The 26,940-nt window shown below is 74.8% G+C and carries 26 protein-coding genes and 1 pseudogene; 16 read left to right on the plus strand and 11 right to left on the minus strand.

Features of this window, described 5'->3' with window-relative positions; translation table 11 throughout:
- The first annotated feature begins 266 nt into the window (after window positions 1-266).
- Entirely contained in the window at window positions 267-2,606 is a 2,340-nt protein-coding gene (locus JWP64_RS26640; RefSeq protein WP_297502615.1) for a DEAD/DEAH box helicase, read from the plus strand.
- A 22-nt stretch (window positions 2,607-2,628) separates the two neighbouring features.
- Here JWP64_RS26640 and JWP64_RS26645 read toward each other — a convergent pair whose 3' ends face one another.
- Genes JWP64_RS26645 through ssd form a run of 7 tightly spaced genes read right to left on the minus strand, consistent with a single transcriptional unit; the run spans window position 2,629 to window position 7,937 of the window.
- Window positions 2,629-3,525, minus strand: coding sequence for an Rv3654c family TadE-like protein (locus JWP64_RS26645; RefSeq protein WP_297502552.1), 897 nt, complete (start codon window positions 3,523-3,525; stop codon window positions 2,629-2,631).
- Entirely contained in the window at window positions 3,515-3,907 is a 393-nt protein-coding gene (locus JWP64_RS26650) for a TadE family type IV pilus minor pilin (RefSeq protein WP_297502555.1), read from the minus strand. Before JWP64_RS26650 ends, JWP64_RS26645 begins: the two co-directional genes overlap by 11 nt.
- Window positions 3,907-4,086 (minus strand): DUF4244 domain-containing protein, encoded by a 180-nt coding sequence (locus JWP64_RS26655; protein WP_297502556.1) that lies wholly within the window; start codon window positions 4,084-4,086, stop codon window positions 3,907-3,909. Before JWP64_RS26655 ends, JWP64_RS26650 begins: the two co-directional genes overlap by 1 nt.
- 35 nt (window positions 4,087-4,121) lie before the next feature.
- Window positions 4,122-4,841: a type II secretion system F family protein gene (locus JWP64_RS26660; protein WP_297502558.1), complete on the minus strand. Its 720-nt coding sequence runs from the start codon at window positions 4,839-4,841 to the stop codon at window positions 4,122-4,124.
- Window positions 4,838-5,656 (minus strand): type II secretion system F family protein, encoded by an 819-nt coding sequence (locus JWP64_RS26665; protein ID WP_297502560.1) that lies wholly within the window; start codon window positions 5,654-5,656, stop codon window positions 4,838-4,840. The genes JWP64_RS26660 and JWP64_RS26665 overlap by 4 nt, the downstream gene beginning before the upstream one ends.
- Complete coding sequence (locus tag JWP64_RS26670) at window positions 5,650-6,813, minus strand: TadA family conjugal transfer-associated ATPase (protein WP_297502562.1); 1,164 nt, start codon at window positions 6,811-6,813, stop codon at window positions 5,650-5,652. The genes JWP64_RS26665 and JWP64_RS26670 overlap by 7 nt, the downstream gene beginning before the upstream one ends.
- Window positions 6,810-7,937 (minus strand): septum site-determining protein Ssd, encoded by a 1,128-nt coding sequence (gene ssd, locus JWP64_RS26675; protein ID WP_297502564.1) that lies wholly within the window; start codon window positions 7,935-7,937, stop codon window positions 6,810-6,812. The genes JWP64_RS26670 and ssd overlap by 4 nt, the downstream gene beginning before the upstream one ends.
- Before the next feature lie 652 nt (window positions 7,938-8,589).
- Here ssd and JWP64_RS26680 point away from each other — a divergent pair.
- A complete protein-coding gene (locus JWP64_RS26680) occupies window positions 8,590-9,534 on the plus strand; it encodes an HAD family hydrolase (RefSeq protein ID WP_297502567.1) in 945 nt (314 codons plus the stop codon).
- Window positions 9,535-9,856: 322 nt separating this feature from the next.
- Here JWP64_RS26680 and JWP64_RS26685 read toward each other — a convergent pair whose 3' ends face one another.
- A complete protein-coding gene (locus JWP64_RS26685; protein WP_297502569.1) occupies window positions 9,857-10,612 on the minus strand; it encodes an oxidoreductase in 756 nt (251 codons plus the stop codon).
- Window positions 10,613-10,784: 172 nt separating this feature from the next.
- On the opposite strand from JWP64_RS26685, the gene acs reads away from it, so the two are divergent.
- The 4 genes from acs to JWP64_RS26705 all read left to right on the plus strand — a co-directional run bounded on the left by acs (window position 10,785) and on the right by JWP64_RS26705 (window position 14,938).
- Window positions 10,785-12,755 carry an acetate--CoA ligase gene (gene acs, locus JWP64_RS26690; RefSeq protein WP_297502570.1) on the plus strand — a complete coding sequence of 657 codons (1,971 nt, stop codon included), beginning with the start codon at window positions 10,785-10,787 and terminating at the stop codon, window positions 12,753-12,755.
- A gap of 102 nt (window positions 12,756-12,857) precedes the next feature.
- On the plus strand, window positions 12,858-13,301 hold the full coding sequence (arfB, locus tag JWP64_RS26695) for an alternative ribosome rescue aminoacyl-tRNA hydrolase ArfB (RefSeq protein ID WP_297502572.1): 444 nt from the start codon (window positions 12,858-12,860) through the stop codon (window positions 13,299-13,301).
- 222 nt (window positions 13,302-13,523) lie between these two features.
- Window positions 13,524-14,000, plus strand: coding sequence for a phage holin family protein (locus JWP64_RS26700; RefSeq protein ID WP_297502574.1), 477 nt, complete (start codon window positions 13,524-13,526; stop codon window positions 13,998-14,000).
- A gap of 5 nt (window positions 14,001-14,005) precedes the next feature.
- Window positions 14,006-14,938 (plus strand): alpha/beta hydrolase, encoded by a 933-nt coding sequence (locus tag JWP64_RS26705; protein ID WP_297502576.1) that lies wholly within the window; start codon window positions 14,006-14,008, stop codon window positions 14,936-14,938.
- Here the strand turns inward: JWP64_RS26705 and JWP64_RS26710 are convergent.
- Window positions 14,935-16,014 (minus strand): glycerophosphodiester phosphodiesterase, encoded by a 1,080-nt coding sequence (locus JWP64_RS26710; RefSeq protein WP_297502617.1) that lies wholly within the window; start codon window positions 16,012-16,014, stop codon window positions 14,935-14,937. The two genes, JWP64_RS26705 and JWP64_RS26710, sit on opposite strands and share 4 nt — an antisense overlap.
- 209 nt (window positions 16,015-16,223) lie before the next feature.
- Here JWP64_RS26710 and purD point away from each other — a divergent pair, with 209 nt between their 5' ends.
- The 4 genes from purD to JWP64_RS26730 all read left to right on the plus strand — a co-directional run bounded on the left by purD (window position 16,224) and on the right by JWP64_RS26730 (window position 20,230).
- Window positions 16,224-17,486, plus strand: a complete 1,263-nt coding sequence (gene purD, locus JWP64_RS26715) for a phosphoribosylamine--glycine ligase (RefSeq protein ID WP_297502579.1) — start codon at window positions 16,224-16,226, stop codon at window positions 17,484-17,486.
- Window positions 17,487-17,809: 323 nt separating this feature from the next.
- Window positions 17,810-18,067: a hypothetical protein gene (locus JWP64_RS26720; protein WP_297502580.1), complete on the plus strand. Its 258-nt coding sequence runs from the start codon at window positions 17,810-17,812 to the stop codon at window positions 18,065-18,067.
- A 251-nt stretch (window positions 18,068-18,318) separates the two neighbouring features.
- A complete protein-coding gene (locus tag JWP64_RS26725; RefSeq protein WP_297502619.1) occupies window positions 18,319-19,428 on the plus strand; it encodes a pyridoxal phosphate-dependent aminotransferase in 1,110 nt (369 codons plus the stop codon).
- 37 nt (window positions 19,429-19,465) lie between these two features.
- A complete protein-coding gene (locus JWP64_RS26730; RefSeq protein WP_297502582.1) occupies window positions 19,466-20,230 on the plus strand; it encodes a potassium channel family protein in 765 nt (254 codons plus the stop codon).
- On the opposite strand, the gene JWP64_RS26735 is transcribed toward JWP64_RS26730, so the two are convergent.
- Window positions 20,231-21,259 (minus strand): GntG family PLP-dependent aldolase, encoded by a 1,029-nt coding sequence (locus JWP64_RS26735; protein WP_297502621.1) that lies wholly within the window; start codon window positions 21,257-21,259, stop codon window positions 20,231-20,233. It abuts the gene before it with no gap.
- A 235-nt stretch (window positions 21,260-21,494) separates the two neighbouring features.
- On the opposite strand from JWP64_RS26735, the pseudogene JWP64_RS26740 reads away from it, so the two are divergent.
- The 6 genes and pseudogenes from JWP64_RS26740 to JWP64_RS26765 all read left to right on the plus strand — a co-directional run bounded on the left by JWP64_RS26740 (window position 21,495) and on the right by JWP64_RS26765 (window position 26,183).
- A pseudogene (locus JWP64_RS26740) lies at window positions 21,495-21,778 on the plus strand (sigma factor).
- 12 nt (window positions 21,779-21,790) lie between these two features.
- Window positions 21,791-22,474 carry a hypothetical protein gene (locus JWP64_RS26745; protein WP_297502584.1) on the plus strand — a complete coding sequence of 228 codons (684 nt, stop codon included), beginning with the start codon at window positions 21,791-21,793 and terminating at the stop codon, window positions 22,472-22,474.
- A 24-nt stretch (window positions 22,475-22,498) separates the two neighbouring features.
- Entirely contained in the window at window positions 22,499-23,071 is a 573-nt protein-coding gene (locus JWP64_RS26750; protein WP_297502586.1) for a TetR family transcriptional regulator, read from the plus strand.
- A 37-nt stretch (window positions 23,072-23,108) separates the two neighbouring features.
- The gene (gene purB / locus JWP64_RS26755) at window positions 23,109-24,527 is read left to right on the plus strand and encodes an adenylosuccinate lyase (RefSeq protein WP_297502588.1); all 1,419 of its coding nucleotides are present in this window, start codon (window positions 23,109-23,111) and stop codon (window positions 24,525-24,527) included.
- Window positions 24,524-25,360 carry a phosphoribosylaminoimidazolesuccinocarboxamide synthase gene (locus JWP64_RS26760; protein ID WP_297502590.1) on the plus strand — a complete coding sequence of 279 codons (837 nt, stop codon included), beginning with the start codon at window positions 24,524-24,526 and terminating at the stop codon, window positions 25,358-25,360. The genes purB and JWP64_RS26760 overlap by 4 nt, the downstream gene beginning before the upstream one ends.
- A gap of 58 nt (window positions 25,361-25,418) precedes the next feature.
- Window positions 25,419-26,183: a DUF2334 domain-containing protein gene (locus JWP64_RS26765; protein ID WP_297502591.1), complete on the plus strand. Its 765-nt coding sequence runs from the start codon at window positions 25,419-25,421 to the stop codon at window positions 26,181-26,183.
- A gap of 84 nt (window positions 26,184-26,267) precedes the next feature.
- Here JWP64_RS26765 and JWP64_RS26770 read toward each other — a convergent pair whose 3' ends face one another.
- Window positions 26,268-26,921 (minus strand): MBL fold metallo-hydrolase, encoded by a 654-nt coding sequence (locus JWP64_RS26770; RefSeq protein WP_297502593.1) that lies wholly within the window; start codon window positions 26,919-26,921, stop codon window positions 26,268-26,270.
- Between the last annotated feature and the right edge of the window lie 19 nt (window positions 26,922-26,940).

The raw sequence follows: 26,940 nt of genomic DNA on the forward strand, positions 1-26,940 counted from the left end.
TGAGCGTTTAGCCCCGGATCCGTGGCTGGGCCGGTGCCCGGGAGGAGCTGACCACCGTGGCCATCTCGCTGGCCGGGGCCCTCACCTGACGCCTCCCCGGCGGAAGTGTCGGCGCTGTGTGCGAGGGTCGTCTTCCGTGACGTCGTTTCGGAGGGCCGGTTCCCGTGGGTGAGCGGGTGGCGAGGTCCGCGCGCGGGGTCGAGCTGCTGCACCGGGTGCTCGCCGGTTCGGGGCAGGACCCGAACGTCACGATCATCGACGCGGGGGTGTCGGGCATCCCCGGCGCCGCGGATCCCGCCGAGGACGTCCCGGACGACCTGCATCCCCTCCGGCACGCGATCCGGCTCCCGCCGCGCCCGGGCCGCCCGGCGCCGTGGCCGGAGTGGGTGCCGCAGAACGTGGTGCGGGCGCTGCGGGACACCGGCGTCGAGGCGCCGTGGAGCCACCAGGCCGAGGGGGCGGAGCTGGCCCACGCGGGGCGGGACGTGGTGGTCGCCACGGGCACGGCGTCCGGGAAGTCCTTGGTCTACCAGCTGCCCGTGCTCGCCCGCTTCGCCGAGGACCCGCGCGCGACGGCGCTCTACCTGTCCCCGACGAAGGCGCTCGCCGCGGACCAGCTCCGGGCGCTGTCGGCCCTCGGGGTGCCGGACGTGCGGCCCTCGCCCTACGACGGGGACACCCCGATGGACGAACGCGACTGGGCCCGCCGGCACGCGCGCTGGATCTTCAGCAACCCGGACATGCTGCACCGCTCGCTGCTGCCCCTGCACGGCCGCTGGTCCGCGTTCCTGCGCAGGCTCAGCTACGTCGTGGTGGACGAGTGCCACACCTACCGGGGCGTCTTCGGCTCGCACGTGGCGCTGTTGCTGCGCAGGCTCCTGCGGGTGGCCCGCCGCTACGGCGCCACCCCCACGATCGTGCTCGCCTCGGCCACGGTGGCCCGCCCGGCCGAGTTCGCCGGGGTGCTGACCGGCCGGGACGTCACGGCGGTCGTCGAGGACGGCTCGCCGAGCGCCGGGCGTACGGTCGCGCTGTGGGAGCCGCCGCTCCTGCCCGAGCTCGGCGGGGAGAACGGGGCCCCGGTGCGCAGGCCGGCGTCCACCGAGTCCGCGCGGATGCTGGCGGACCTGGTGGTCGAAGGGGCGCGGAGCCTTGCGTTCGTCCGGTCCCGGCGCGGCGCGGAGACCACCGCGCTGACTGCGCAACGCCTGGTCGCGGACGTGGACCCGGACCTGGTGGGCCGGGTCGCGGCCTACCGCGGCGGGTACCTGCCCGAGGAGCGGCGCGCCCTGGAGTCCGCGTTGGTCCGGGGTGAGCTGCTCGGTGTCGCGACCACCAACGCGCTCGAGCTGGGCGTGGACATCGCGGGGCTCGACGCCGTCGTCGTCGCGGGGTTCCCGGGGACCCGGGCGTCGTTCTGGCAGCAGGCCGGCCGAGCCGGCCGGGCCGGCGACGAGGCGCTCGTCGTGCTCGTCGCCCGGGACGACCCCATGGACACCTACCTCGTGCACCATCCGCACGCCCTGCTGGGCGCACCCGTGGAGAGCTGCGTGCTGGATCCCGGGAACCCGTACGTGCTCGCCCCGCAACTGGCGTGCGCCGCGGCCGAGCTGCCGCTCACCGAGGAGGACGTCGAGCGGGACTTCGGCGGGGACGCCGCCCGCACGGTGCTGGACGCCCTGGTGGAGGACGGCGTGCTCCGCAAGCGGTCGGTGGGCTGGTTCTGGCCGTCGGCCCGGGAGCGGCCGGCCGCGACCGTGGACATCCGCGGGTCCGGGCTGGGCCAGGTCGCGATGGTCGAGGCCGCGACCGGGCGGATGCTGGGCACCGTCGAGGGTTCCTCGGCGCCGGCGACCGCCCATCCCGGTGCGGTGTACCTGCACCGGGGCGAGAGCTACGTCGTGGACGAGCTGGATCTGGCGGCGGGGCTCGCGCTCGTGCACGCCGAGGACCCGGACTGGCGCACGGACGCCCGCTCCACCGCGGACGTCGACGTCGTCCGCGTCCGTTCCCGCACGGACCACGGCCCGGTCAGCGTGTACTTCGGGGACGTGCGGGTGACCGGGCAGGTCGTGGCCTACCAGCGCCGGACGCCGGACGGCACGGTGCTGGAGACGGTGCCGCTGGACCTGCCCGCGCAGACGCTGGAAACCCGCTCGGTCTGGTACACGATCGACGAGGAGGTCCTGGATGCCGCGGGAATCACCCCCGCACGGATCCCCGGCGCGCTGCACGCCGCCGAGCACGCCGCGATCGGGCTGCTGCCGCTCTTCGCGATCTGCGACCGCTGGGACATCGGCGGCCTCTCGACCGCGCTGCACCCGGACACAGGCCTGCCGTCCGTGTTCGTGCACGACGGCCATCCGGGGGGTGCGGGCCTCGCCGAGCGCGGGCACGCGGTCCTCGAGCGATGGCTCCGCGCCACCCGCGCGGCGATCGGGGACTGCGGGTGCCGGAGCGGCTGCCCGTCGTGCGTGCAGTCCCCGAAATGTGGCAACGGGAACGTGCCGCTGGACAAGGCGGGCGCGGTCGTGGTGCTGGACCTCGTGCTGACGGCGCTGGCGGAGCACCCCGCGCCGGGGGGATCGCAGGAGGCGCCTGCCTGACGGCCCGCCGCGGGCGGGACGATCAAGCCGGATCGCTCGGCGCCGGCGTGATCGCGGCGGGCATCTGCGTGATGGGCCGCCGCCGGCGGGCCCGTCGGGGGCCGGACCGACCGGCGGCGGCCGGGTTGCGGTGGCGCCGAATGGGGGGTCGGCCGTAAGGCGCTCCGACGCCACCGCTGTCTGGGGAGCGAACACTCGATCCCGGTGCTTCGGCCGGGGCCGGCACTCCGGAACAAGTCCAGTAGGCCTGTCCGTCGCGCCCGGGGCCAGACGTCGTCGCCGATCGGTGCGTGTGCAACGACGAGCGCGCCCAGCGGGGCGACCGAACGGTGAGCTGCATTTTCGTGGCTGCCGTTGCTCCATCTGTACCAGCGCCCCTCCATTCGTCGCCTCGCCGATACCGCTCACCGTCACGTCCTCGGCCGGGAGGCGAGGGCTGACGCCCGGATGTCCGATTCGCCGGGCCCGATGCTGGGCCGCCCGGTAGCGGCTCCTCCGGGACCGGGCCGGCGCGGGCCCGTGCGACGGCGTCCCCGGCGGCCAGCAGCGACCAGGAGCGGCGGACCCGTACCTGCACCATTGCGTCCCAGTCGTCGAGGGCGCAGTGGTCGAGCGTCGCCTGCATCCGTTCGGTGAGACCGCGGGCGAGGTCGCACGCGGCGCCGGCGCCGTCGATCGAGCGTCCGGCGGCCGCGAGCGCCGCGAGATCCGCCGCGGCCTCGGCGCGGTGCCGGGCCAGCGCCGCGCCGCCGAGGTCCACGCCGGTCATGAGCACCAGCAGGACGGCGAGCGAGGCGAACGCGGCGAAGACGGTGGCGGAGCCCCGATCGTCGTAGGCCCGGTCGTCGTAGGCCCGGTCGTCGGGGTCCCGGTCGTGGGTGATCCGGTCGCCGGGGATTGCGCCGTCGTCACGGACCACGGTGCACTACCGGGCCGTCGAGTTCCGGTGCCTGCGCGGCGGGTTCGAGAACCGCGTACGCCGTGTTGCCGATCCGGAACGGCAGGAGCCCGCCGGGCGCCGCGGTGACGGTCGCGGTGATCTCCTCGCCGTCGATCCGCAGGTCCGCCGAGGCGCCGCTGGGAGCCAGTCGCAGCGCTACCTCCCGGGCGCGCTCGGGCTCACCGCGAGCGGCGAGCCGGGCCATCTCCCGGGCGGCGTCCACGCACCGCACCGAGGCCGCGACGGTGGCGACCGAGCCGAGCGCCAGCGCGGTGACCACCGCGAGCACGCCCAGGGCGATGGCGGCCTCGATGGTCACCGCGCCCCGGTCGTGCGGGCGGCGATCGGCCCGGTCGACCATCAGAACGTCACCGAGAGCGCGCGCTGCACCAGCCCGGTGAGCGCGCTGACGATGCCGTCCCCGCTGACGACGGCATAGAGGACGGCGGCGAACGCGGCGGCGGCGATCGTGCCCACCGCGTACTCCACGGTGGACATCCCGTCGTCGTCGAGGAACGTGCGTAGCGATCGGTCCGACATGGTCTTCTCCTTCGTGTACTGGTGGAGCCCGGTGCTCACCACCGGGCGAGTGCCTCTCCCGCGAGGCCGATCACGACCGGCACGATCCCGAGGGCCAGGAACGCCGGGAGGAAGCACAGGCCGAGCGGCCCGGTGATGAGGACCGCGGCTCGTTGCGCGCGGGCCTCGGCCGTGTCGACCAGCTCGGCGCGCAACCGGACGGCCTCGGCCCGAGCGGCCTGGGCCAGGCCCGCGCCGGTGCTGGCCGAGCGGCGGGCCGCCCGCCCGAACCCGGACAGCGCCGGGACGTCGTCGACCGCTCGCCAGGCGGCGGCGGGGTCCGCGCCGAGCTCGAGCAGCCCGGCCACGCGGCGCAGCGCCGCGCCCGGACGCCCCGCGAGCCGGACGGCGGCCGCCTCGGCCGCCGCCGGGACCGGGAGCCCGACCTCGAGGCAGACGGCCAGCAGTTCCCAGGCCGCCGCGAGCCCCGCGGGATCGCGGACCTCCCGCGGCCCGCGGGCGGCGAGTCTCAGCGCGCCGACCGCGAGGGTGCCGCCGATCACCGTGCCGGTGACGGCGCCGCCGACCCCGCCCACGACGAGCCAGCACACCGCTGCCGTCGCGAGGCCGCCGGCGACCGCCCATCCCGAACGCAACACCGGCGCAGCGCCGGGAGCGTCGGTGACGCGGTCGAGCGAGGCGAGCCTGCCGCGGCCCTCCCGGCCGCCCGCGACGAGCAGCGCCAGTGCGAGGACCACGAGCGGGACCGCGCTCACCGGGGCACCGCCGCGTGCAGGATTCGTTCCGTCCACAGCAGGCCGGCGACGACGAGTCCCGTGCCGACGAGCAGCAGCGCCTGGCCGAGCAACCCGTCGCGGAGCACGCCGAGCGGATCCGCGCCCATGAGATGTCCCAGCCCGAGACCGAGCGCCGGTAGCGCGGTGAGCACCGCGGCGGTGGCGCGGGGACCCGCGAGCTGGGCGCGCACCCGGGCGCCGAACGCGACGCGCCACCGGATGTCCGAGAGGGCGCCGTCGAGCAGCAGGGCCAGCGGGGCACCGTGCCGGTCGGCGAGGGCCCAGGCTGCAGCCACCCGCTCCAGGTCGTCGGCGCTCGACACCGACCCCTTCGCCGCGGAGCGGCGCAGTGCGGCGGGCACGTCGTCGCCGAGCCGCGCGGCGGCGGCGGCCGGCCCGAGCACCTCCTCCGCCCACGGCCCGTCCTGCCGGACGCCGTCGAGCGCGGTCGCCGGATGGGCCCCGACACGCAGCTCGTCCGTCATCCGGGCGAGGGCGTCCGCGAGCTGGCCCGACGCCGTGGCCGACGTCAGCTCGGTGGCGCGGGCGGAGCGGTGGTGCCGCCACAGGGCGGCCGCGCCGATCCCGGTGATGCCTCCGGCCACACCGAGGAGCAGCGCGCCGCCGACGCCTCCCGCGGCCACGAGCCAGAGCCCGCGCGGCAGCCGCAGGGACCGGCGTGCGGTCGGCTGGGGGAGGAGCGCCGCGAGCCGCGGCGCCCCGGTGCATCCCGGTGCGCAGAGCAGGGCGGCCCCGAGTGCGGCGAGGGCGGCGGCCGGCAGCGGGTTCACCACGGCGCGCCGGTCCCGCGCTCGGCGAGCAGCATGCCGAACTCCGCCCGGCCCTCGCCCCACCCGCCTGCTCTCGTCCACACCTGACGGACGACGACGCCCGTGTCCTCCCGCCGCAGCACCCCGACGCCGTCGAGCACGCGGCCGGCGCCGGGGGGCCGGCGCATGTGCAGCACCACCTGGACCGCCGCGGCGAGCTGGCTGTGCAAGGTCTCGCGGGCCATGCCGCCGGCGCCGGCGAGCGCCTCCAGGCGGGCCGGGACCTCGCGGACGGAGTTGGCGTGCACGGTGCCGGCGCCGCCGTCGTGCCCCGTGTTGAGGGCCGCGAGCAACTCGACGACCTCCGCGCCCCTGACCTCTCCGACGACCAGCCGGTCCGGCCGCATCCGCAGCGCCTGGCGGACCAGGTCTCGCAGGCCCACCCCGCCGGCCCCCTCGATGTTCGCCGGTCGTGCCACGAGCCGGACGACGTGCGGATGCCGCGGCCGCAGCTCCTCGGCGTCCTCGACGGTCAGGATCCGCTCGCCCGGGTCGACCGCGCTGAGCAGGGCGTTGAGCACCGTCGTCTTCCCCGAGCCCGTGCCCCCGGACACCAGCAGGGCGAGTCGCGCCTCGACGACCGCCCGCAGCAGGGCCTCGCCGGTGGCGTCGACCGTGCCCAGCCGGCGCAGGGTCGCGAGATCGTGCGCGGCGGGCCGCAGGACCCGCAACGAGATGCAGGTGCCGTCCGCCGCGACGGGCGCGAGGACCGCGTGCAGCCGGACGCCGGACTCGGCGAGCCAGCCGTCGACGTGCGGGCTCGCGTCGTCGAGCCGGCGGCCCGCGGCGAGGGCGAGGCGCTGGGCCAGCCTGCGCACGGCCGCCTCGTCCGGGAACCGGATCCCGACTGGCTCGAGGCCTGCGCCGCGGTCCGCCCAGACCGACGACGGGCCGGAGACCAGCACGTCCGTGGTGCGCGGGTCCCCGAGCAGCTCGTCCAGCGGGCCGGCGCCGGTGAACTCCTGGCGGATCGTCCGCAGCGCGCTGAGCACGTCGAGGTCCGAGACGACACCGCCGGACTCCGCCCGCACGGCTGCCGCGACGGCCATCGGCGTCGGCTCGCCCCCGTTCGCCGCCAGCCGCGACCGGACCCGGTCCACCAGGCCGGCAGGCGCGGTCATCGCACACCTGCCGGCGGCCGGGCCGCGGTCGCCGGTCCCGCTGTCGTGTGCAGGACGCCCAGCACCGTCCGGGAGGCCGTCGTCAGCGGCCCGTTGCCGCGTCCGGGCGGGGCGCCGCGCTCCATCGCCCGGGCCAGCCCCTGCTGCGGACGCATGGCCACGAGCAGCGGGAGGTCGAGCGCCGCGGCGATGTCCTGCGCGCCCACCCCGCCCGGCGCGGGGCCCCGCACGACCAGTGCCACCCGCCGGGTCTGCTCCGACAGCACGGCGGCGACCCGGGAGGCGGCGGCGCAGGCCCGGACGTCGGCGGGCACGACGAGGGCGGTGAGATCGGCGTCGGCGAGCGCGGTGAGGGCTGCGTCCGTCGGGTAGCGGGGGACGTCGCAGACGACCGTCTCGCCCGCGCGTCGTCCGGCCTCGAGGACCGCCGCGACCGCGGCCGGCGACGGGCCCTGTGCAGCCCGGGCGCAGGAAAGCACACCGAGCTCGCCGCCCGCGCGGCCGATCGCCGGCGCCGGCAGCGCGGCGTGCAGGGCACCGGCGGGGACCCGACCCTCGGTCACCGTGAGCTCGGGCCAGCGCATGCCGGCGACGTCCTCGGCGCCGAGCACGAGATCCAGCCCGCCGCCGAGCGGATCGCAGTCCACGAGCAGGGTGCGGGCGCCGGCGCGGGCGGAGGTCACGGCGACCGCCGCGGCCAGTACCGACGCCCCGGCCCCGCCCCGGCCCGCGACGACGGCGAGCACGCGACCGAGGTCGTTCCGGCCGGCGGCCTGCTCGGCGGCGTCGGCGAACGCGGCCACCAGCCACGGCTCGGCCTGGGGCAGCGAGACGACGTGTTCGGCGCCGAGTGCGACGGCATGCATCCAGTCCGGGGACCGTGGCGCCCCACGGACCGCGACCACCACCCCCTCACGGCGCGGCATGCCCGCCTCGACGCACCGCGCCGCCGACGCCCCGTCCAGCACGACGAACGGGGCGGTCAGCCACCGGCGGCGGGCGTCGGCCGAGTCCACGGCGCGGTGCACCTCGGTCCCCGCCGCCGCCGAGAGGCGCAGCAGCGCGTCGAGCAGGTCCGGGTCCTCGGCCACGAGCAGCGTGCGATCGTCCCAGCGGTCCTTCACGGCTCCTCCTCCCGGTGGCCGCGAGGTGCGTTCCACCGGTGACGAGCGTGCGGCGGATCGGGCCCGATCCACGGACGAGTTGCTCGGCTGTGGATGGTTCGAGGGGGATGTGGACAACTCGGCGCCGGCCCGCCCGGATCGGCCGGAACCGTCGGCGCGGTAGGGAAGAATCCGCGTCGGGGGTACCCGTCGCGCGCGCTCGTGCCGTTCACCAGGACTCCGCCGGAACCGCGGCGCCGGCTCCCGAGAATGTGCCGACCCGCCCGGCGGAGGGACAGCCCGCGCAGAGATCGGGACAGCCCGCGCGGGCGACGAGACCGTCCGGCGCCGGGAACGAGACAGTGTGCGTAGAGAGTGTGCGTAGAGAGACAGTGCGGAGAGAACGGGACGGCCCGCGCCAGGGGGGATTGGCGCGGGCCGTCGTGGTTCAGCTCCGGGGGGTCGAGCTGAACCGGACCCGGACACAGTCCGAGCCATCGCCACTGTAACCGCACTCCCGGCCCGCCGCCCAGATGTCGGTCCCGCCCGGTCGCCGGGTGACCGGAACGCGCGGCGCGCAAGCGGTTGCGCCCCGGACGGGTGCGTCCGACCGGTGGTCCGCAGCGCCGCTGGAGCTCTCGCGGGCGGGTCTGGCAAGCTCGCGGAGGTGCCCGTGCCGTCCGTTCCAGCGTCCCGTCCGCGCGAGGCGTCCGCGACGCCGGGTGCCGCCTTCTTCGACCTGGACAAGACGATCATCGCCGGATCGAGCGCGCTGGCGTTCAGCCGTCCGTTCCGCCGCGAGGGCCTGATCAGCAGCGCGGCCGTGCTCCGGTCCGGGTACGCCCAGCTGCTGCTGCTGCTCTCCGGCGCGGACGCGGACACGATGGCGGCACTCCGCACCCGGATCACCGCCCTGTGTACGGGCTGGGAGGTGGCGCAGATCCGGTCGATCGTGGCCGAGACGCTGCACGAGATCGTGGAACCGATGATCTACGCCGAGGCGGCCGCGCTGATCGACGAGCACCATGCCGCGGGGGACGAGGTGATCGTGTTGTCGGCCTCCGGTCTGGAGGTCGTCGAGCCGATCGCGGCGCTCGTGGGCGCGGACCGGTGCCTGGCCACGCGGATGACGGCGCGGAACGGCCGCTACACCGGCGAGATCGACTTCTACTGCTACGGCGAGGCCAAGGCCGAGGCGGCGCGCACCATCGCCGCCGAACGCGGGTACGACCTCGCCACCTGCCGTGCGTACACGGACTCGATCACCGATCTGCCGCTGCTGGAGGCGGTCGGGCATCCGGTCGTGGTGAATCCGGACCGTCAGCTGCGCCGGGAGGCCGCGAAGCGCGGCTGGCCCGTGCTCACGTTCTCCGTCCCCGTGAAGGTCGGCACGCGGCTGCGGCCCCGCATCGCCTTCGGTGCGGCCGGGGTGGGCGTCGCGGCGCTCGCCGGCGCGGGGGTCTGGTCACTGCGCCTGCGCCGGCGCCGGCAGGGTCGTCTCGTCCGCATCGCGGCCGGGTTGGCCCAGCTCACGCCGGGTGTAGCGGACAGGCGACGGCCGCCGCATCCGCTATCCGGGCGGTCCCTGCGGCGGAGGATCACCACGCTCCGTTCCTGAACCGGTGCACCTTCGGCAAGCCCTTGAAGTGGTACCGGTCGCGAGCTACAACTGGATGTACGGACTCCGGGCGGCCAGGGTTGGTGCGGAAGAGAAGCGCCGGCTCCCCCGATCGGGCTCCGTGCGCGAGGCGCCGGACACTCCACGCACAGCACGCCGCGGGAGGCATGTCGTCGTGGGCCTGCGGACCGGGACGCCGGCCGCCGAGGCCGTGACCACGACACGTAGTGCACGCCTGGATCCCGGACGTCTCACGCGATTCGGGCGGCGGTTCCGATTGCGGGGCCGCCGCCCGAGCCTCGTTCGTCGCGGAAGTGGAGCTCTAGGCCCGGGCGTCCGCGATCGACACTCCCTCGCGGGCGCCGGCCTCCCACTCCGTGCAGCAGTGCAGGATCCACGCCCGGACCCCCTCCGCCGTCCCTTCGGCGAACCCCCCCGCCGCCTTCCGGTACTCGGCGCTACGGCGCAGGTGGCCCACCTCCGGCACTGCGAGGTTCTTGGGGTCCAGGCCCGCCGCCACCGCCGTCAGCCGCGCCGCCGCCCGGGCCACCACGCCGTCCGCGCTCCCGAAGGGCGCCAACGCCAGCAGCTCCCCGTGCACGACGGCGACGAGCACCGGCGCCGGCGCGGACGTCCCGCCCGTCACCAGGTCCGCCAGCAGGGACAGCCGCGCGGACACGTCCGGTCCGCCGCGCGGGCGGCCCAGCTCGGCGTCGTGCCGCTCGACCGGGACCAGGTCCGTGGCGGCCAGCATGTGCAGCCGCGCGAGCGCCTGCAGCGGCGAGCCCTTCCAGACCCCGAGCAGCTTCGACGACTCGTCCGCCACCCGCACCGCCCCGGCCAGGACCGGGTCCGTGATGTGCTCGTCGCGCGCGGGTTCGAGGGGCGCGCCGTCGAGCGCGGCGGAGGCGCGGGCGGCCCTCAGCGCAGCCTCGGCGGCCGTCGCCGGCCAGCCTCGCCGGTTCACCTTGTGGTTGTGCACGATGACGAGCGCGTCCCGGGCGCGCGCCACCGCCTCCGGGACACCGGGCAGCTCCGAGAGCGGTGCGAGCGGATCGGACGTCCTGAGGGCGGGCACCCCGCCATGCTGCCACTGTCCGACCCGTGGGACCGGGGGTGACCTGTCCGTACCGACGGTGCGCCAGGTGTCCGAGCGCACTACCGTTCGTTCCCGACGAGTGCGACGACGCCCGCCGGGCACCCAGGTCTCCGGGTCCGGGCCCGTCCCGGGACGAGGAGGACACGAGAAGATGGCCGAGTCGGGACCGACGCTGAGCAATCTTTCCACCGAGAGCCGCAGCTTCCCGCCCAGCGAGGAGTTCGCCGCACAGGCCAACGCTACGGAGGACTGGTACGCCCGGGCCGACGCCGACCGCGAGGGCTTCTGGGCCGAGCAGGCGGATCGGCTGAGCTGGGACACCCCATGGGACCAGGTCCTCGAGTGGGAACCGCCCTTCGCGAAGTGGTTCGTGGGCGGCAAGCTCAACGTCGCCTACAACTGCGCGGACCGCCACGTCGAGGAGGGCAACGGCGAGCGCGTCGCCATCCACTGGGAGGGCGAGCCCGGCGACACCCGCACGATCACCTACGCGGACCTGCAGCGCGAGGTCTCCAAAGCTGCCAACGCCTTCGCCGAGCTGGGCGTGGGCAAGGGCGACCGGGTGGCGATCCAGCTGCCGATGATCCCCGAGGCCGTGATCGCCATGCTGGCCTGCGCCCGCCTCGGCGCGATGCACAGCGTCGTCTTCGGTGGGTTCTCCCCGGGCGCGCTCAAGGCCCGCATCGAGGACGCCGAGTGCAAGCTGCTGGTCACCTCCGACGGCCAGTTCCGGCGCGGCAAGCCCGCGCCGATGAAGGAGAACACCGACGAGGCGGTCAAGGACACGCCGTCGATCGAGCACGTCGTCGTGGTCAAGCGGACCGAGACCGAGGTCCCCTGGACCGAGGGCCGGGACCTCTGGTGGCACGACGTCGTCGGGGCCGCGTCGGACCAGCACACGCCCGAGGCCTTCGACTCCGAGCACCCGCTGTTCATCCTCTACACCTCCGGCACCACCGGGAAGCCGAAGGGCATCCTGCACACCTCCGGCGGCTACCTGACCCAGGTGGCGTACACCCACAACGTGGTGTTCGACCACAAGCCCGGTGAGAGCGTCTACTGGTGCACCGCGGACATCGGCTGGGTCACCGGGCACAGCTACATCGTCTACGGTCCGCTGGCCAACGGCGCCACGTCCGTCATGTACGAGGGCACGCCGAACACCCCGCACGAGGGCCGGCACTGGGAGATCGTGCAGAAGTACGGCGTCACGATCTACTACACCGCCCCCACGCTGATCCGCACGTTCATGAAGTGGGGCAAGGAGATCCCGGAGAAGTACGACCTCTCCTCGCTCAAGGTCCTGGGCAGCGTCGGCGAGCCGATCAACCCCGAGGCCTGGATGTGGTATCGGGAGAACATCGGCGGGGACCGCTGCCCGATCGTGGACACCTGGTGGCAGACCGAGACCGGCGCGATCATGATCGCTCCGCTGCCCGGCGTCACGGCGGCGAAGCCCGGCTCGGCGATGCGCACGGTCCCCGGCATCAGCGCCGAGGTCGTCAACGAGGAGGCCCAGCCGGTCGGCCCCGGTGGCGGTGGCTACCTGGTGCTGGACAAGCCGTGGCCGTCCATGCTGCGCGGCATCTGGGGCGACGAGGAGCGCTACCGCGAGACGTACTGGTCGCGGTTCGCGGACCAGGGCTACTACTTCGCCGGTGACGGCGCGAAGTACGACGACGACGGCGCCATGTGGCTGCTCGGTCGCGTCGACGACGTCATGAACGTGTCCGGGCACCGCATCTCCACCACGGAGGTGGAGTCCGCGCTGGTCAGCCACCCGACGGTGGCCGAGGCGGCCGTCGTCGGCGCGTCCGACCCGACGACCGGGCAGGGCATCGTCGCGTTCGTCATCCTCCGCGGGAACGCGGCCAAGGACGGCGGCGAGGAGGCGATCAAGGCGCTGCGGGACCACGTCTCCAAGGAGATCGGGCCGATCGCCAAGCCGCGGCAGATCATGGTCGTGGAGGAGCTGCCCAAGACGCGCTCCGGCAAGATCATGCGCCGGCTGCTGCGCGACGTCGCGGAGAACCGCGAGGTCGGGGACGTCACCACGCTCGCGGACTCCACGGTCATGGACCTGATCTCCTCGGGCCTGAAGGAGGGCAAGAGCGAGGACTGAGCCGCGCCCGTCCCCGTCCCGACCGCACGAACGGCACTCCCGTGCAGACCTGGCGCACGAGAGTGCCGTTCGTGCGGAACCGGGCTGGGGAACAATGGGCGTATGGCCGCCGGCGGGGATTCCGAGGACGTGCTGCGCGTGCGGCGCGGCTTCGAGGTCCCCGCGCGTGAGCTCCACTGGCGGTTCTCCCGTGCCTCCGGGCCCGGCGGGCAGGGGGTGAACACCACGGACTCGCGCGTCGAGCTGTCCTTCGACGTCGCGCGCTCCCCCTCGGTGCCCGACGACCTGCGCGAGCGTGCCCTGACCCGGCTGGGGAACCGGCTGGTCGACGGGGTGCTCACGGTCGTCGCGGCGGAGACCCGCAGCCAGCTGCGCAACCGCGAGGCCGCGCGCGAACGGCTCGTCGAGCGGTTGCGGGAGGCGACGGCGGCGGAGCCCAGGGCCCGGCGCCCGACGCGGCCCACGGCGGGGTCGAAGCGCCGTCGGCTGGACGCGAAGACCCGCCGCGGCGCGGTGAAGAAGCTGCGCGGCCGCCCGGACGAGTAGGCGCACATGCTCGTCGCGGCGGGGTGGCCGCTGCGCGGAACACCTTCGGGTCCACGTCGTGCCTGCCCAGGCGACGCGCAGGGGCCCGTGGCACGATGGCGATCCGCCGTCCACACAGAACATCGTGGACCCGGACGGCGCGTACCGGAGACAGCCGAGCAGCAGGAGGGGACCGCGGTGGCCAGCCCGACCAGTTCCAGGGGCCCGTCCAGTTCCGGCGCAGTGGGCGACCCGCCCGTGCTGCCGTCGATCCCGTTGTCCGCGGAGCCCGCGCGCGGTGCGGACGAGCAGTCCATCGGCAACCTCGTCCGCGAGGTGACGACCCACGTCTCCACCCTGGTCCGCTCCGAGGTGGAGCTGGCCAAGGCCGAGGTCACGTCCGAGGTCAAGAAGGGCGTGCAGGGCAGCGTCTTCTTCATCGTCGCGCTCGTGATCGCCCTGTTCAGCCTGTTCTTCTTCTTCTTCGCCATCGCCGAGCTGCTCGCGATGTGGCTGAACCGGGCCGCGTCGTTCGGCATCGTGTTCGGCGTGATGCTCCTGGTGGCGGGCCTGGCCGCGTTCATCGGCTACCTGCGGGTCCGCAAGATTCGCAAGCCGGAGCGCACGATCAGCTCGCTGAAGGACACCGCGCAGGTCCTGGGCAACCGTGGCAGGTCCACCACCCCGGAGCTGAACGGTCACCGGACCGCCGGCCGCTGACGCGCGTGGGCTCGCGGGGCGGACCCGAACCGTCCTCGGTCCGGCTGCCCGGCCCGTGGACGCACCGGGACGTCTCGGCGAACGGGATCCGGCTGCATGTCGCGGAGTACGGGCAGGGGCCCCTGGTCGTCCTGCTGCACGGGTTCCCGGAGTTCTGGTGGTCCTGGCGTCACCAGCTCATCGGCCTCGCGGACGCGGGCTTCCGGGCCGTCGCGGTGGACCTGCGGGGTTACGGGGACTCGGACAAGCCGCCGCGCGGCTACGACCTGTGGACCCTCGCCGGTGACGTCGCCGGGTTGATCCGTGCGCTGGGCGAGCCCGCGGCCCGGATCGTCGGGCACGACTGGGGCGGGGTCATCGGCTGGACGGTCGCCGCGCTGCACCCCCGGCTCGTGCACTCCCTGGCGGTGCTCGCGGCCCCGCATCCGCTGGCGCTGCGCGCCGCGCTCGCCACGGATCCGCGCGGCCAGGGCCGGGCCACCGCGAGCTACGCGCTCGGGTTCCAGGTCCCGCGCCGGCCGGAGAACAGCCTTCGCGCAGACGACGGCGCGCGCGTCGAGACGATCATGCGTGAGTGGTCCGGCGAGGCCTGGACGCAGACCGACGACTTCGCGGAAGCGGTGGCGCACAACAGGTCGGCCATCCGCATCCCGGCGGTCGCGCACTGCTCCCTGGAGTACTACCGCTGGGCCATGCGCTCCCAGCTGCGGGCCGAGGGGCGCCGCTTCGCCGCCGCGATGGCCCGTCCGGCCCGGATGCCGGTGCTGCAGCTGCACGGCGCCGACGACCCGTGTGTCCTGGAGTCCACAGTGCTGCGTTCGCGCCGGTGGGCGGCCGGTCCGTTCACCCACCACCCGTTCGACGCCACTGGCCACTTCCCGCACGAGGAGCGTCCGGCCGAGACCACCGCGCTCCTCACGAAGTTCCTGAGGGGCTAGGCCGCCAGCTCCAGCGCCGCCACCGCGGTGTCCGGGTTGTCCGAGAACATCCCGTCGATGCCCAGGGCCAGGAACGCCAGGTACTCGGCGAACGCGTCCCCGTAGTCCGCCTCCGCGCCCGGCGTCCGCAGCGCGGACGGCAGGAACGCGTTCTCGTTGCGGAACGTGTAGACGTGCACGAGCAGCCCGGCCGCGTGCGCGTCCTCGACCAGGCCGGTCGGCAGGCCCAGCGCGCCGTCCGCGGTCCGCCCGATGACCAGGTCCTTCGCCGGCCCGATGCCGGTGGCGTAGGTCGCGATGTCCGCGAGCCCCTCCGGCGTGACGAGGTCCGCGACCGTCCGGCCGACGGCGACGAGGTCGGCGGGATGGTCCTCGTCGCCGAGCAGCTGGATGAGGCGGACCGGGATCTGCGCGTGCAGGGCACGCAGGTTCGCGCTCTCGAAGGACTGGACGAACACCGGCGAGTCCGCGCGGTCCAGCCCGGCCGCTCGCAGCGACGCGACGAGCGCGGGCTCCAGCGCGCGCCCGGTGGCGGCGAAGTAGCCGGGGTGCTTGGTCTCCGGGTAGATGCCGATCTCGCGCCCCAGCTCGGCTGAGAGCCGCTCGCGCAGGGCGAGGACCTCGTCGAACGACGGGACGACGTGGCGCCGGTCGTAGAGCGTGTTCTCCTGGCGCAGGTGCGGCAGACGCTCGACGGCGCGCAGGGTCCGGAGCTCGGCGAAGGTGAAGTCGTCGACGAACCAGCCGTCGAGGGTGTGCCCGTCGATCGTGCGGACGGTGCGCCGGTCCGCGAACTCCGGGTGCGCGGAGACGTCCGTGGTCATCCCGATCTCGGCGTCGTGCCGGGCGACCAGCACGCCGTCGGAGGTCGAGACGAGGTCCGGCTCGATGTAGTGCGCGCCCATCCGGGCGCCCAGCTCGTAGGAGGCCAGGGTGTGCTCGGGCCGGTAGCCCGGTGCGCCGCGGTGGCCGATCACCAGCGCGCGGGGGGCGCCGGGGCGCTGGTCCGCGGCCGACGGGTCGGAGCGGGTCTGCGAGGTCTGGGCAGGCGCCTGGGTGGGCACCGGGCCGGTCACGACCACGAAGGGGTGTCCTCTCGGAGGGAGGTGCGAGCACGTCCACCATGTCGTGCCGAGACGAGGGGAGGCCGACGTACGAGCGTCACCGAGACTGCCGGTGAGTGAACTGCGGGGGCGACCGTACCGGCCCCGCCCGGCCCGCTTCACGCGGACGTGGCACAGGTCGCGCCGACGGCCCGGGCGGCGAGGTTCTACGCTCTTCGTCCGTGCGCGTCCTGGTGATCGGTAGCGGTGCCCGTGAACATGCCCTCCTCCTGGCGCTGGCCCAGGACCCGGGGGTGACGGCGTTGGCGTGTGCCCCCGGCAACGCCGGTACCGCCGCGGTCGCGGAGCAACGGGGGGTGGACGCCCGGAGCCCGAAGGCGGTGACGGCGCTGGCCCGGGACTGGGGCGCGGACCTGGTGGTGGTCGGCCCCGAGATCCCGCTCGTCGCGGGGGTGGCCGACGCGGTGCGTGCCGCCGGCTTCCCCGTCTTCGGGCCCGGGGCGGACGCGGCGCGGATCGAGGGCTCCAAGGCCTTCGCCAAGGACGTCATGGCCGCCGCCGGGGTGGCCACGGCCGCGTCGGTGATCGTGGACAACCCGGCCCGCCTCGACGCCGCCCTCGCCGGGTTCACCCCGCCCTACGTCGTCAAGGACGACGGGCTGGCGGCCGGCAAGGGCGTGGTGGTGAGCCCGGACCTCGAGATCGCCCGGGCGCACGCCATGCACCTGCTCGACGACGGCCATCCCGTGCTGCTCGAGGCGTTCCTGGACGGCCCAGAGGCGTCGCTCTTCTGCCTCGTCGACGGGCGCACCGTCGTGCCGCTGCTGCCGGCCCAGGACTTCAAGCGCGTCGGGGACGACGACACGGGGCCCAACACCGGCGGGATGGGCGCCTACGCGCCGCTGCCGTGGGCGGGCGAAGACCTCGTCGACGAGCTCGTCGCGCGGGTCGTGCAGCCGGTGGCGGACGAGATGGCCGAGCGCGGCGTGCCCTTCAGCGGACTGCTGTACGCGGGCCTCGCGCTCACGTCGAACGGGCCGGCCGTCATCGAGTTCAACTGTCGGTTCGGCGACCCGGAGACCCAGGTCGTCCTGGCGCTGCTGCGCACCCCGCTGGCCGGGCTGCTGAACGCCGTCGCCACGGGCATGCTGGCCGAGCAGCCGCCGCTCGAGTGGTCGGACGGGGCGGCGGTCACGGTGGTCGTGGCGGCGGAGGGCTACCCGGGGACGCCGCGGCTCGGCGACGTCATCACCGGGGCCGAGGGCGAGGGTGTCCTGCATGCCGGTACGCGCCGCCGCGAGGACGGTGCGGTGGTCTCCGCGGGCGGGCGGGTGCTCTCCGTGGTGGGTACGGGCACGGACCTCGCCGAGGCCCGCGAGGAGGCCTACCGGCGCCTCGCGGGGGTCCGCCTCGCGGGATCGCACCACCGCACGGACATCGGTCTCAAGGCCCAGCAGGGCGAGGTCACGATCCCGGTCCGGTGAGCGTCGGGCGGAGCAGGTGACGTTCGCCCCACCCGGACGTGGCCCGCGTTTCCGCGGCGTTGCCGGCGCGTGTCCGCCATGCGTTCGAGAATTCGCGAAAGGCGCGACGGCGCTACAGGGGCCGTGACCTGCCTTAGGCCGTTCGGACGAGCGCGGGCTGCCTTACGGGCAGCCCGGTAAACGTGCAAACAGCGTGTAAAGCGGTCCGCGTCCGGTTGATCACCGGGCGCGCCGGCGGACAGGGTTTCGGCGTCGCGCCGCACATCGAGGTGTGGGCGACCGAGAGAATTCCGACGTTCCCCACCCTGAAAGCGAGATCCCCCATGGGTTCCCACGCTCCCCGCACCCGCACCAAGGCCATCGCGCTCGGCGCCGGCCTCGCCGCCGTCGTCGCGCCCGCCGCGATGATGGCCGTCGCGGGCACCGCCTCCGCGGCCGAGGCCGCCCCGGTCGGCGCCTACCTGGACGAGAACGTCACCTACGGCACCCCGCCGCTGGAGCCGGCCGGCCAGTACCTCGACGACACCGTGGCCGGCCTCGACGCCGACCTGCTCGACATCGCCACCGCGCTGCTCAGCTGATCCACCCGCCGGGTGGCGAGTGTCTCCTGCCCGCCGCCCGGCGCCGGTCCACCGAGGGTGCGGCCCGGGCCCTCCCCCGAAGGCCTGCCCGCGCCACCGCGGTCCGGCGTGTCCACCGCCCTGGGGCCGGCGGTGGACACGCCGGACCCCGGAACCGCCCGCACGGGCCCGAAGTACATTCGGACCCCGTGAGCTCCTCCCCACCCGGCCTGCACCCCGCCGCCCGCGCCGCCGTCGCCCCGTTCCACGTGATGGATGTCTGGAGCGCCGCGACGAAGCGCCAGCAGACCCACGGCGACCTGGTCAACCTCTCGGCCGGTCAGCCCTCCACCCCCGCGCCCGCCGCCGTCCGCCGCGCCGCCGCCGCCGCGCTGGAGGGCGAGGTCCTCGGCTACACCGTCTCCCTCGGCATCCCCGAGCTGCGCGCGGGGATCGCCGGGCACTACGGGCACGCGTACGGACTGGCCCTCGACCCGGACGACGTCGTGGTCACCACCGGCTCCTCCGGCGGCTTCCTGCTCGCCTTCCTCGGGGCCTTCGACGCCGGGGACCGCGTGGCCATGGCCCGCCCCGGCTACCCCTGCTACCGCAACATCCTCGGCGCGCTCGGCTGCGAGGTCGTCGAGCTGCGGTGCGGGCCGGAGACGCGCTTCCAGCCGACGGTCGCGATGCTGGAGGAACTCGACGAGCCGGTGAAGGGCCTGGTCGTCGCGAGCCCCGCGAACCCGACGGGCACCGTGCTGGACCCGGCCGAGCTGGCGGCGCTCGGCGGGTACTGCGAGGCCAACGGCATCCAGCTGGTCAGCGACGAGATCTACCACGGCATCTCCTATCCGGGTTCGCCCGCGACCAGCTGTGCCTGGGAGACCTCGCGCGAGGCGATCGTCGTCAACTCGTTCTCGAAGTACTTCTCGATGACCGGCTGGCGGCTGGGCTGGCTGCTGGTGCCGCCGCGGCTGCGGCGGGCCGCGGACAACCTGGCCTCGAACTTCACCGTCTGCCCGCCCGCGCTGCCGCAGCACGCCGCCGTCGCCGCGTTCGCGCCGGAGTCCTACGCGGAGGCGGACTCGCACGTCGTCCGGTACGGGGTGAACCGCGACCTGCTGCTGTCCCGCCTGCCGAAGCTCGGCATCGACCGGCTGGCGCCCGCGGACGGCGCGTTCTACGTCTACGCGGACGTCGGGCACCTGACGGCCGACTCCATGGAGCTGACCTACCGGATCCTCGACCAGACGGGCATCGCGCTCGCCCCGGGGATCGACTTCGACCCGGTCGACGGCGGCCGCTACGTGCGGTTCTCGTGCGCGGGTGCGACGGAGGACGTCGAGGAGGCCCTGCGGAGGCTCGAGTCCTGGTTGTGACCCGGTTCCGCCGGTCGCGCCGTAGGGTCCGGTGTTCATGGAGGACGAACCCCGCATCGCCGCCTGGGACCGCAGGGTCGACTGGCCGCTGACCGCGCTCGCGGTGGTGTTCCTCGCCGGCTACGCGTGGCAGGTCCTGGACACGACGTCGCCGCCGTGGAGGGCCGCCATCGAGGTCGTGCTCACGGGGACGTGGGTGGTCTTCGGGATCGACTACCTGGTCCGGATCGGCCTCGCCCGGCGCCGCTGGCGGTTCGTCGGCATGCACCTGCTGGACCTCGCGATCCTGCTGCTCCCGATGTTCCGGCCGCTGCGGGCGCTGCGGCTGGTCGCGGTGCTCGGGGTGCTGAACCGGCAGCTGCGGGACGACTTCCGCGGCCGGGTGGCGGTGTACGTCGGCGGGACGGTCGGGCTGGTCGCGTTCGTCGCCTCGCTCGCCGTGCTCGACGCCGAGCGCTCCGCCCCGGACGCACAGATCACGGACTTCGGCGAGGCCCTCTGGTGGACGCTGACGACGATCTCCACCGTCGGCTACGGGGACCGCTACCCGACGACGCTCGAGGGCCGGGTCGTCGCGGCGACGCTGATGGTCACCGGGATCGCCCTGCTCGGCGTGGTGACGGCGTCGATCGCCAGCTGGTTCGTGGAGAACCTACGGCGCTCGGCCGAGGCGGGCAACGACGAGCTCGAGGCGTCGTCGGAGCAGCTCGAGGCGCAGATGGCCCAGGTGCTCGCCGAGCTGCGGTCGATCAGCGCCCGGCTCGACGCGCTGGAACGCGACCGGCGAACCCGGCCGACCTGATCAACGCCCCGCGGGACGGGAGTGGCTCCGGGAGACCGGGCGGGCCGTGCCGTTGCGGCCGGGCGGGGCCGTCTCGAGCGGGCCGATCCGGGCCAGGGCGGTGTCGATGTCCGCGTCCGTCAGGTCCGCGTGGGTCATCAGCCGCACCTTCCCGGACATCGCGCTCGCCCGGACCCCCGCCTCCTCGAACCGCCTGAGCGTGCCCGGCAGGTCCGCCACGTCGACGAGGACGATGTTCGTCTCGGGGTCCTGCAGCCGCCAGCCGCGTTCGCGCAGGCCCGCAGCCAGCGTCGTCGCACGCTCGTGGTCCTCGGCGAGCCGGTCGACCCGGTCCAGGGCGACGAGGCCCGCAGCGGCGAGCACACCGCCCTGCCGGACGCCGCCGCCGAGCATCTTGCGCAGCCGCCGCGCCTCCTCGACGAAGTTCGCCGAGCCCGCGACGACGGACCCGACCGGCGCGCCGAGACCCTTGCTCAGGCACACCTGCACGGTGTCCGCGCCGACCGTGAGCGCCGCGGGCGGGGCCCCGAGCTTGACCGCGGCGTGCCAGAGGCGGGCGCCGTCGAGGTGGACGGCGAGCCCGGCGGCCTTGGCCGCGGCGGCGACCGTCGCGTGCTCCTCGGGCCGGGTGACCGTGCCGCCCGCGGCGTTGTGCGTGTTCTCCAGGCACAACAGCGTGGTGCGCAGGGTGAAGTACGGCCCCTCCGGCCCGGCGGCGCGGCGGACGGCGTCGGGGGTGACCTTGCCGGGTCCCCCGTCGTGCTCCATCGGCCGGGGCATGCCGCCGGCCAGCCACGCGGCGGTGCCGAGCTCGGCGTCCAGGACGTGCGCGCCGAGCGGCGCCAGGAACGCGTCGCCCCGCCTCAGGTGGGACATCAGGGCGATCAGGTTGCCCATCGAGCCGCTGGGCGTCCACAGGGCGTCCGCGGCGCCGAGGTAACCGGCGACCCGTTCCTCGAGCGCCCGCATCGTGGGGTCGCGGTCCAGCACGTCGTCGCCGACCTCGGCCTCGGCCATCGCCGCCCGCATCTGCTTCGTGGGCCTGGTGACCGTGTCGGACCGGAGGTCGATCGGCGCGTCGCCGGATCGCGGACGGCGGCTTCGGCTCAGGGCGGGCACCTCCCGATCCAATCAGGGAGCGATCGGCAGGTCTCGGCGGGGTCACGAAAAGGTCACGGCAGGCCCTCGAACGGACCAACTCCTGTACCGGATTCAACCGTGGGCGCGCCGAGGTCCGTCCTCGGTGCGGAACGGGAGGAGAACCGTGGACCCCGACGCGGAGCGCGAGTTCGCGGAGTACTTCCGCGCGCGCCAGGACGCCGTGCGGCGCACCGCCTTCCTGCTGTGCGGGGCTGGCACCGCGCGGACGACCACGCGCAGTCCACGTTCGTCGCCCTGCACCGGAACTGGCGGAGGATCAGGGACAAGGGGGCGCGCAACGCGCTCGGCTGCTCGGAGGGCACGGTGAAGAGCCAGACCTCGCACGGGCTGGCCGCGCTGCGGGCGGTGCTGGGTGACACGCTCGACGATCTGCGACCGGCCGGCTGAGAGGAGGAGGACGTGAACGAGAAGGACGACGACAGGCTCGCGGCCGCCTTCCGCGCCGCCGCGGACACCCCGCCCGAGGCGGGGTTCGACCTCGACGACGTGCTCAGCACCTCGCACCGGGTCACCAGGCGCCGGCGCACGCAGCTCGCGGGCGGCTTCGTCGCGGCGGCCGTGCTCCTCGGCGGGGGAGGGGTGACGGCGGCCGTCCTGCCCACATCGGTCGGCGAGACGACCTCCGCCGCCGCACCCGCGCGGGAGAGCGCGGACTCCGGGGCCGGTGCGGCCGCGGCGCCGCGCGCGGCGGCCCCGAACCCCGCACCGCTCGGCCCGACGGCCGGCGAGGACTGCGTGCCCACCCAGGACCCCGCGCTCCGCGCCCTGGTCGACGCCGCACTGCCCCCGCTCCGGGACGCCGCGGAGGCCCCGACGACGCTGGAGTGCCGCCCCGGGGCCGGTCGCGAGGTCGCCCTCGACGTCGTCGACGGGGAGGCGTCCGGGCTGCTCAGCGTGGTCTACACCGCCCCCGGCGAGCCCCGGACGGACTCCGCACTGGCCGTCGGGTGGGTCCAGGCGGGCCGGCCGACGGCGTCCGGCGGGTACGTGTCGGTGACGTCCCGCGCGGCGTCGGACTCGGGCGCCGTGCCCTTCCGCGCGCGCGTTCAGGAGCTGGCCGACGCCCTCGCGCCGCAGCTCTAGATCCCGCGGGGGACACTGTCCGGCGTGCCGAAGGAGAAGGGGGCGACCGAGAAGGGCGAGCGCCGCCGGCAGGCCCTCACCGAGGCCGCCGCGCAGCTGCTGCGCGAGGGCGGGTTCGACGCGATCCGGCACCGGGCCGTCGCCGAACGCGCGGGGCTCCCGCTGGCGTCGACCACCTACTACTTCGACTCGCTCGACGCGCTGGTCACCGCCGCCGTCGAGCGCACGAGCCGGGACGAGCTGGCCGAGGGCCGCGCGCACCTCGACGCCGGCGGCCCGGGCGACCCGCTGGAGCTCGTGCTGGATCAGCTGCTCGGCGCGGAGTCCCGGGACGGCGGGCTCGACGCCGTCCTGCTGCGCTACGAACGGCTCGTCGGCGCCGGCCGGCGGCCCTACCTCGCGCCCCTGATGCGTGAGCTGCGCGGCGAGCTCGACGCCGTCCTGGCCGAGGCCCTGGCCCGGGCCGGGCACACCCTCGACGTGGACGCGCTGCGGCACGTCGTCGAGGTCGTCGACGGGGCGGTGCTCTCGGCGCTCATCGAGGCGGACCCGGACCCCCGCAAGGCCGCGCACACCGCGCTGCTCAGAGTCCTCTGAACGTGCGGCCGCCGAGAAGCCCGTATCCTCACCTGACGTGATCCCCAATGTGCTGGCCGCCCGCTACGCGAGCCCGGAGCTCGTCACGATCTGGTCGCCCGAATACAAGATCGTCCTGGAGCGCCGGCTGTGGATCGCGGTCCTCCGCGCCCAGCGTGACCTCGGGGTCGACGTGCCCGAGCAGGCGATCACGGACTACGAGCGGGTCGTCGACCGGGTGGACCTGGCGTCGATCGCCGAGCGCGAGCGCGTCACCCGGCACGACGTGAAGGCCCGGATCGAGGAGTTCAACGCCCTCGCCGGCCACGAGCACGTGCACAAGGGCCTCACCAGCCGGGACCTCACCGAGAACGTCGAGCAGCTGCAGATCCGGCTGTCGCTGGAGCTGGTCCGGGACCGGACGGTCGCGATCCTCGCCCGGCTCGCGCGCCGGGCGGGGGAGTACGCCGAGCTGGTGATGGCCGGGCGCAGCCACAACGTCGCCGCGCAGGCCACCACGCTCGGCAAGCGTTTCGCCTCGGCCGCGGACGAGCTGCTCGTCGCGTACGCCCGGCTCGAGGACCTGCGCGGCCGCTACCCGCTGCGCGGGATCAAGGGGCCGGTCGGCACCGCCCAGGACATGCTCGACCTCCTCGACGGCGACGCGGCCAAGCTCGCGCAGCTGGAGGAGCGGGTCGCCGGGCACCTGGGCTTCGCGGGCGTCTTCACCAGCGTCGGCCAGGTCTACCCGCGGTCCCTGGACCACGACGTCCTGTCCGCGCTGGTCCAGCTGGGCGCGGGACCGTCGTCACTGGCCACGACCATCCGGCTGATGGCGGGCGCCGAGCTCGCCACCGAGGGCTTCAAGCCCGGCCAGGTCGGCTCCAGCGCCATGCCGCACAAGATGAACACCCGCTCGGCGGAGCGGATCAACGGCCTGATGGTGGTGCTGCGCGGCAACGCCTCGATGGCCGCCGAGCTCGCCGGGGCCCAATGGAACGAGGGCGACGTGTTCTGCTCCGTCGTCCGCCGGGTCGCGCTGCCGGACGCGTTCTTCGCCCTCGACGGGCTGTTCGAGACCACCCTGACGGTGCTCGACGAGTTCGGCGCCTACCCCGCGGTGATCGCGAAGGAGCTGGACCGCTACCTGCCGTTCCTCGCCACGACGAAGGTGCTGATGGCTGCCGTCCGCGCCGGGGTGGGCCGGGAGACCGCGCACGAGGTGATCAAGGAGCACGCCGTCGGCGTCGCGCTGGCCATGCGGGAGGAGGGGCAGAGCGAGAACGACCTGCTCGCCCGCCTGCAGAACGACGAGCGCCTGGGCCTCCCCGCGGGTCTGCTCGACGGCCTGCTGAAGGACCCGCTGTCCTTCACCGGCGCCGCGACGTCCCAGGTGGCGGCGATCGTCGCCGAGGTCGGCGCGATCACCGGCGCCCACCCCGAGGCCGCCGCGTACTCCCCGGGAGCCATCCTGTGAAGCTGCTGCACTCCGGCAAGGTCCGGGACATCTACTCCGATCGCGGGGACATCCTGCTGGTCGCATCGGACCGGCTCTCGGTCTACGACGTCGTCCTCCCCACGCCGGTCCCGGACAAGGGCAGGATCCTCACCGCGCTGTCGCTGTGGTGGTTCGAGCGGGTCGCGGACCTGGTGCCGCACCACGTGCTCTCGGCCACGGACGTGCCGGAGGAGTTCGCCGGCCGGGCGATCCGGTGCCGGACGCTGGAGATGCTGCCCGTCGAGTGCGTGGCCCGCGGGTACCTGACCGGGTCCGGGCTCAAGGACTACCAGCGGACCGGCGCGGTCTCCGGGGTCGCGTTGCCGCCGGGGCTCGTCGAGGGCTCGCGACTCCCGGAACCGATCTTCACCCCGAGCTCCAAGGCGCCGCTCGGTGAGCACGACGAGGCCATCACCTTCGACGACGTCGTGGCGCTCGTCGGGGCGGAGACCGCCGCCCGCCTGCGCGACCTCACCCTGGAGGTCTACCGGCTGGGCGCGGAGACCGCGGAGAAGAACGGGATCCTCGTCGCGGACACCAAGCTCGAGTTCGGGACCGACCCGTCGACCGGCGAGATCGTGCTCGGCGACGAGGTGCTGACCCCGGACTCCTCGCGGTTCTGGCCCGCGGACCAGTGGGAGCCGGGGCGGCAGCAGTACTCGTTCGACAAGCAGTACGCGCGCGAGTGGTCGCTCTCCACCGGCTGGGACAAGACCGAGCCCGGGCCGGAGGTGCCGGCCGACGTCGTCGACGCCGTCCGGGCCCGCTACGTCGAGGTCTACGAGCGCATCACCGGACAGGCCTGGAGCTGACTCTCCCCATGAACGCCGCGCTCACGCGGTGTTCATGTCGGTGGTGCGCAATGAGCACATGACCGCTGAACTGGTCGTGTCGCTGTCCGGGCTCACCGACGCCCCGGCGGGCGCGGTCGAGCGCGCCCGCGTGCTCGTCGCCGAGCTGGAGCGCCGCGGCGTGCCCGTCACCCATCTCGTCCGGCCCCGTGCGGAGAGCGGCTCGCTGAGCGGCGACGACGCCCTCGTCCGCTGGATCGGCGAGCGCCGGGCCGCCGGGGACGCGCTGGCCCTGCACGGCTACGACCACGACCCGGACCCGACCCGGCAGGGCGCCCGGATCGGGCGCCGCGCGGAGTTCGCCACGCTCCCCCGGCACGAGGCGGGCCTGCGGCTCGTCGCCGCGCGCCGGGCCCTGACCATGGCCGGGCTGGGCACGGACGTCTTCGTCCCGCCCCGCTGGCTGGCCTCTCCGGGCACCCTGGAGGCGGTGCGCGAGCAGGGCTTCGCGGTCTGCGCCGACGAGAACGGCGTGCATGTCTTCGGCGAGCCCGCGGGGAGGCTTATCCGCTCCCGGGCGCTCGGTTTCCGGCTCACCGGGGAGCGCCGCCCGGCCGCGGACGACCGGCGCCGCGCCGAGACGTGGCGGCGCCGCCTGCTGCAGGCCGAGGCCCGGCGCACCGCGCGCCGTGGCGGGGTCGTCCGGATCGGCATGCGGGCCAAGGACCTGCGCAAGCCGGGCCGGGTGCGGGCGCTGCTGGACTCGGTCGACGACGTCCTGGCCGCGGGCGCGGTCCCGACGACGTACGAGGGCCTGGCCGTCGCCGCACGCCGGGCGGCGTGAACGGATCCGACGCGAGAGCGCGACTCGCGCGACCGGAAGTGCCGACTCGCGGGGTGGTCAGGTGGACGACCCGACCCCGGAGGCTCAGACGGTGCTCGCGGTCTCCCGCTCCAGCACCTGCACCGTCGTGCCCTTCGGCGCGAGGTTCGTGAACAGGCCGTAGTGCATCCCCGGGTGGGCCAGCACCGCCTCGTGGATCGGCACGGCGGTCCGGGGCGTCATCGCCCGCAGGTAGTCGACGGCGTCGGCCACCTTGAGCCACGGCGCGGCGGTGGGCAGCAGCAGCGTCTCGACGGGGTCGAGGCCCTCCGGGAGCGGGACGTACGCGTCGCCGGGGTGCAGCAGCGTGCCCGGGGCGTCGATGTCCCCGATCAGGTAGCCGTTGTTGGCGATCATCGGGATGTCCGGGTGGATCACCGCGTGGTCCCCGTCGCCGATCACGTCGACGCGGGCGCCGGCGATCTCCAGCGAGTCCCCGGGTGCGACGACCTCGTGGTCCACGGCCTCCAGCTGACCGGCGGTGCCGGGGTCCACGATCACCCGGGCGTCCGGGTTGGCCCGCAGCAGGTCCGGGAGCCGGTCCGGTTCGAGGTGGTCGAAGTGCTGGTGGGTGATCAGGACGGCGTCCAGGCCGGTCAGTGACTCGAAGCCGGTGGAGAACGCGCCCGGGTCGATCAGCAGGCGCGCGGTCCCGGTGTCGATCAGGACGCAGGCGTGGCCGAAGTGGGTGAGCTGCACCCGTCCACTCTGCACCCGT

The organism is Pseudonocardia sp., assembly GCF_025465255.1.
Taxonomy (GTDB): Bacteria; Actinomycetota; Actinomycetes; order Mycobacteriales; family Pseudonocardiaceae; genus Pseudonocardia.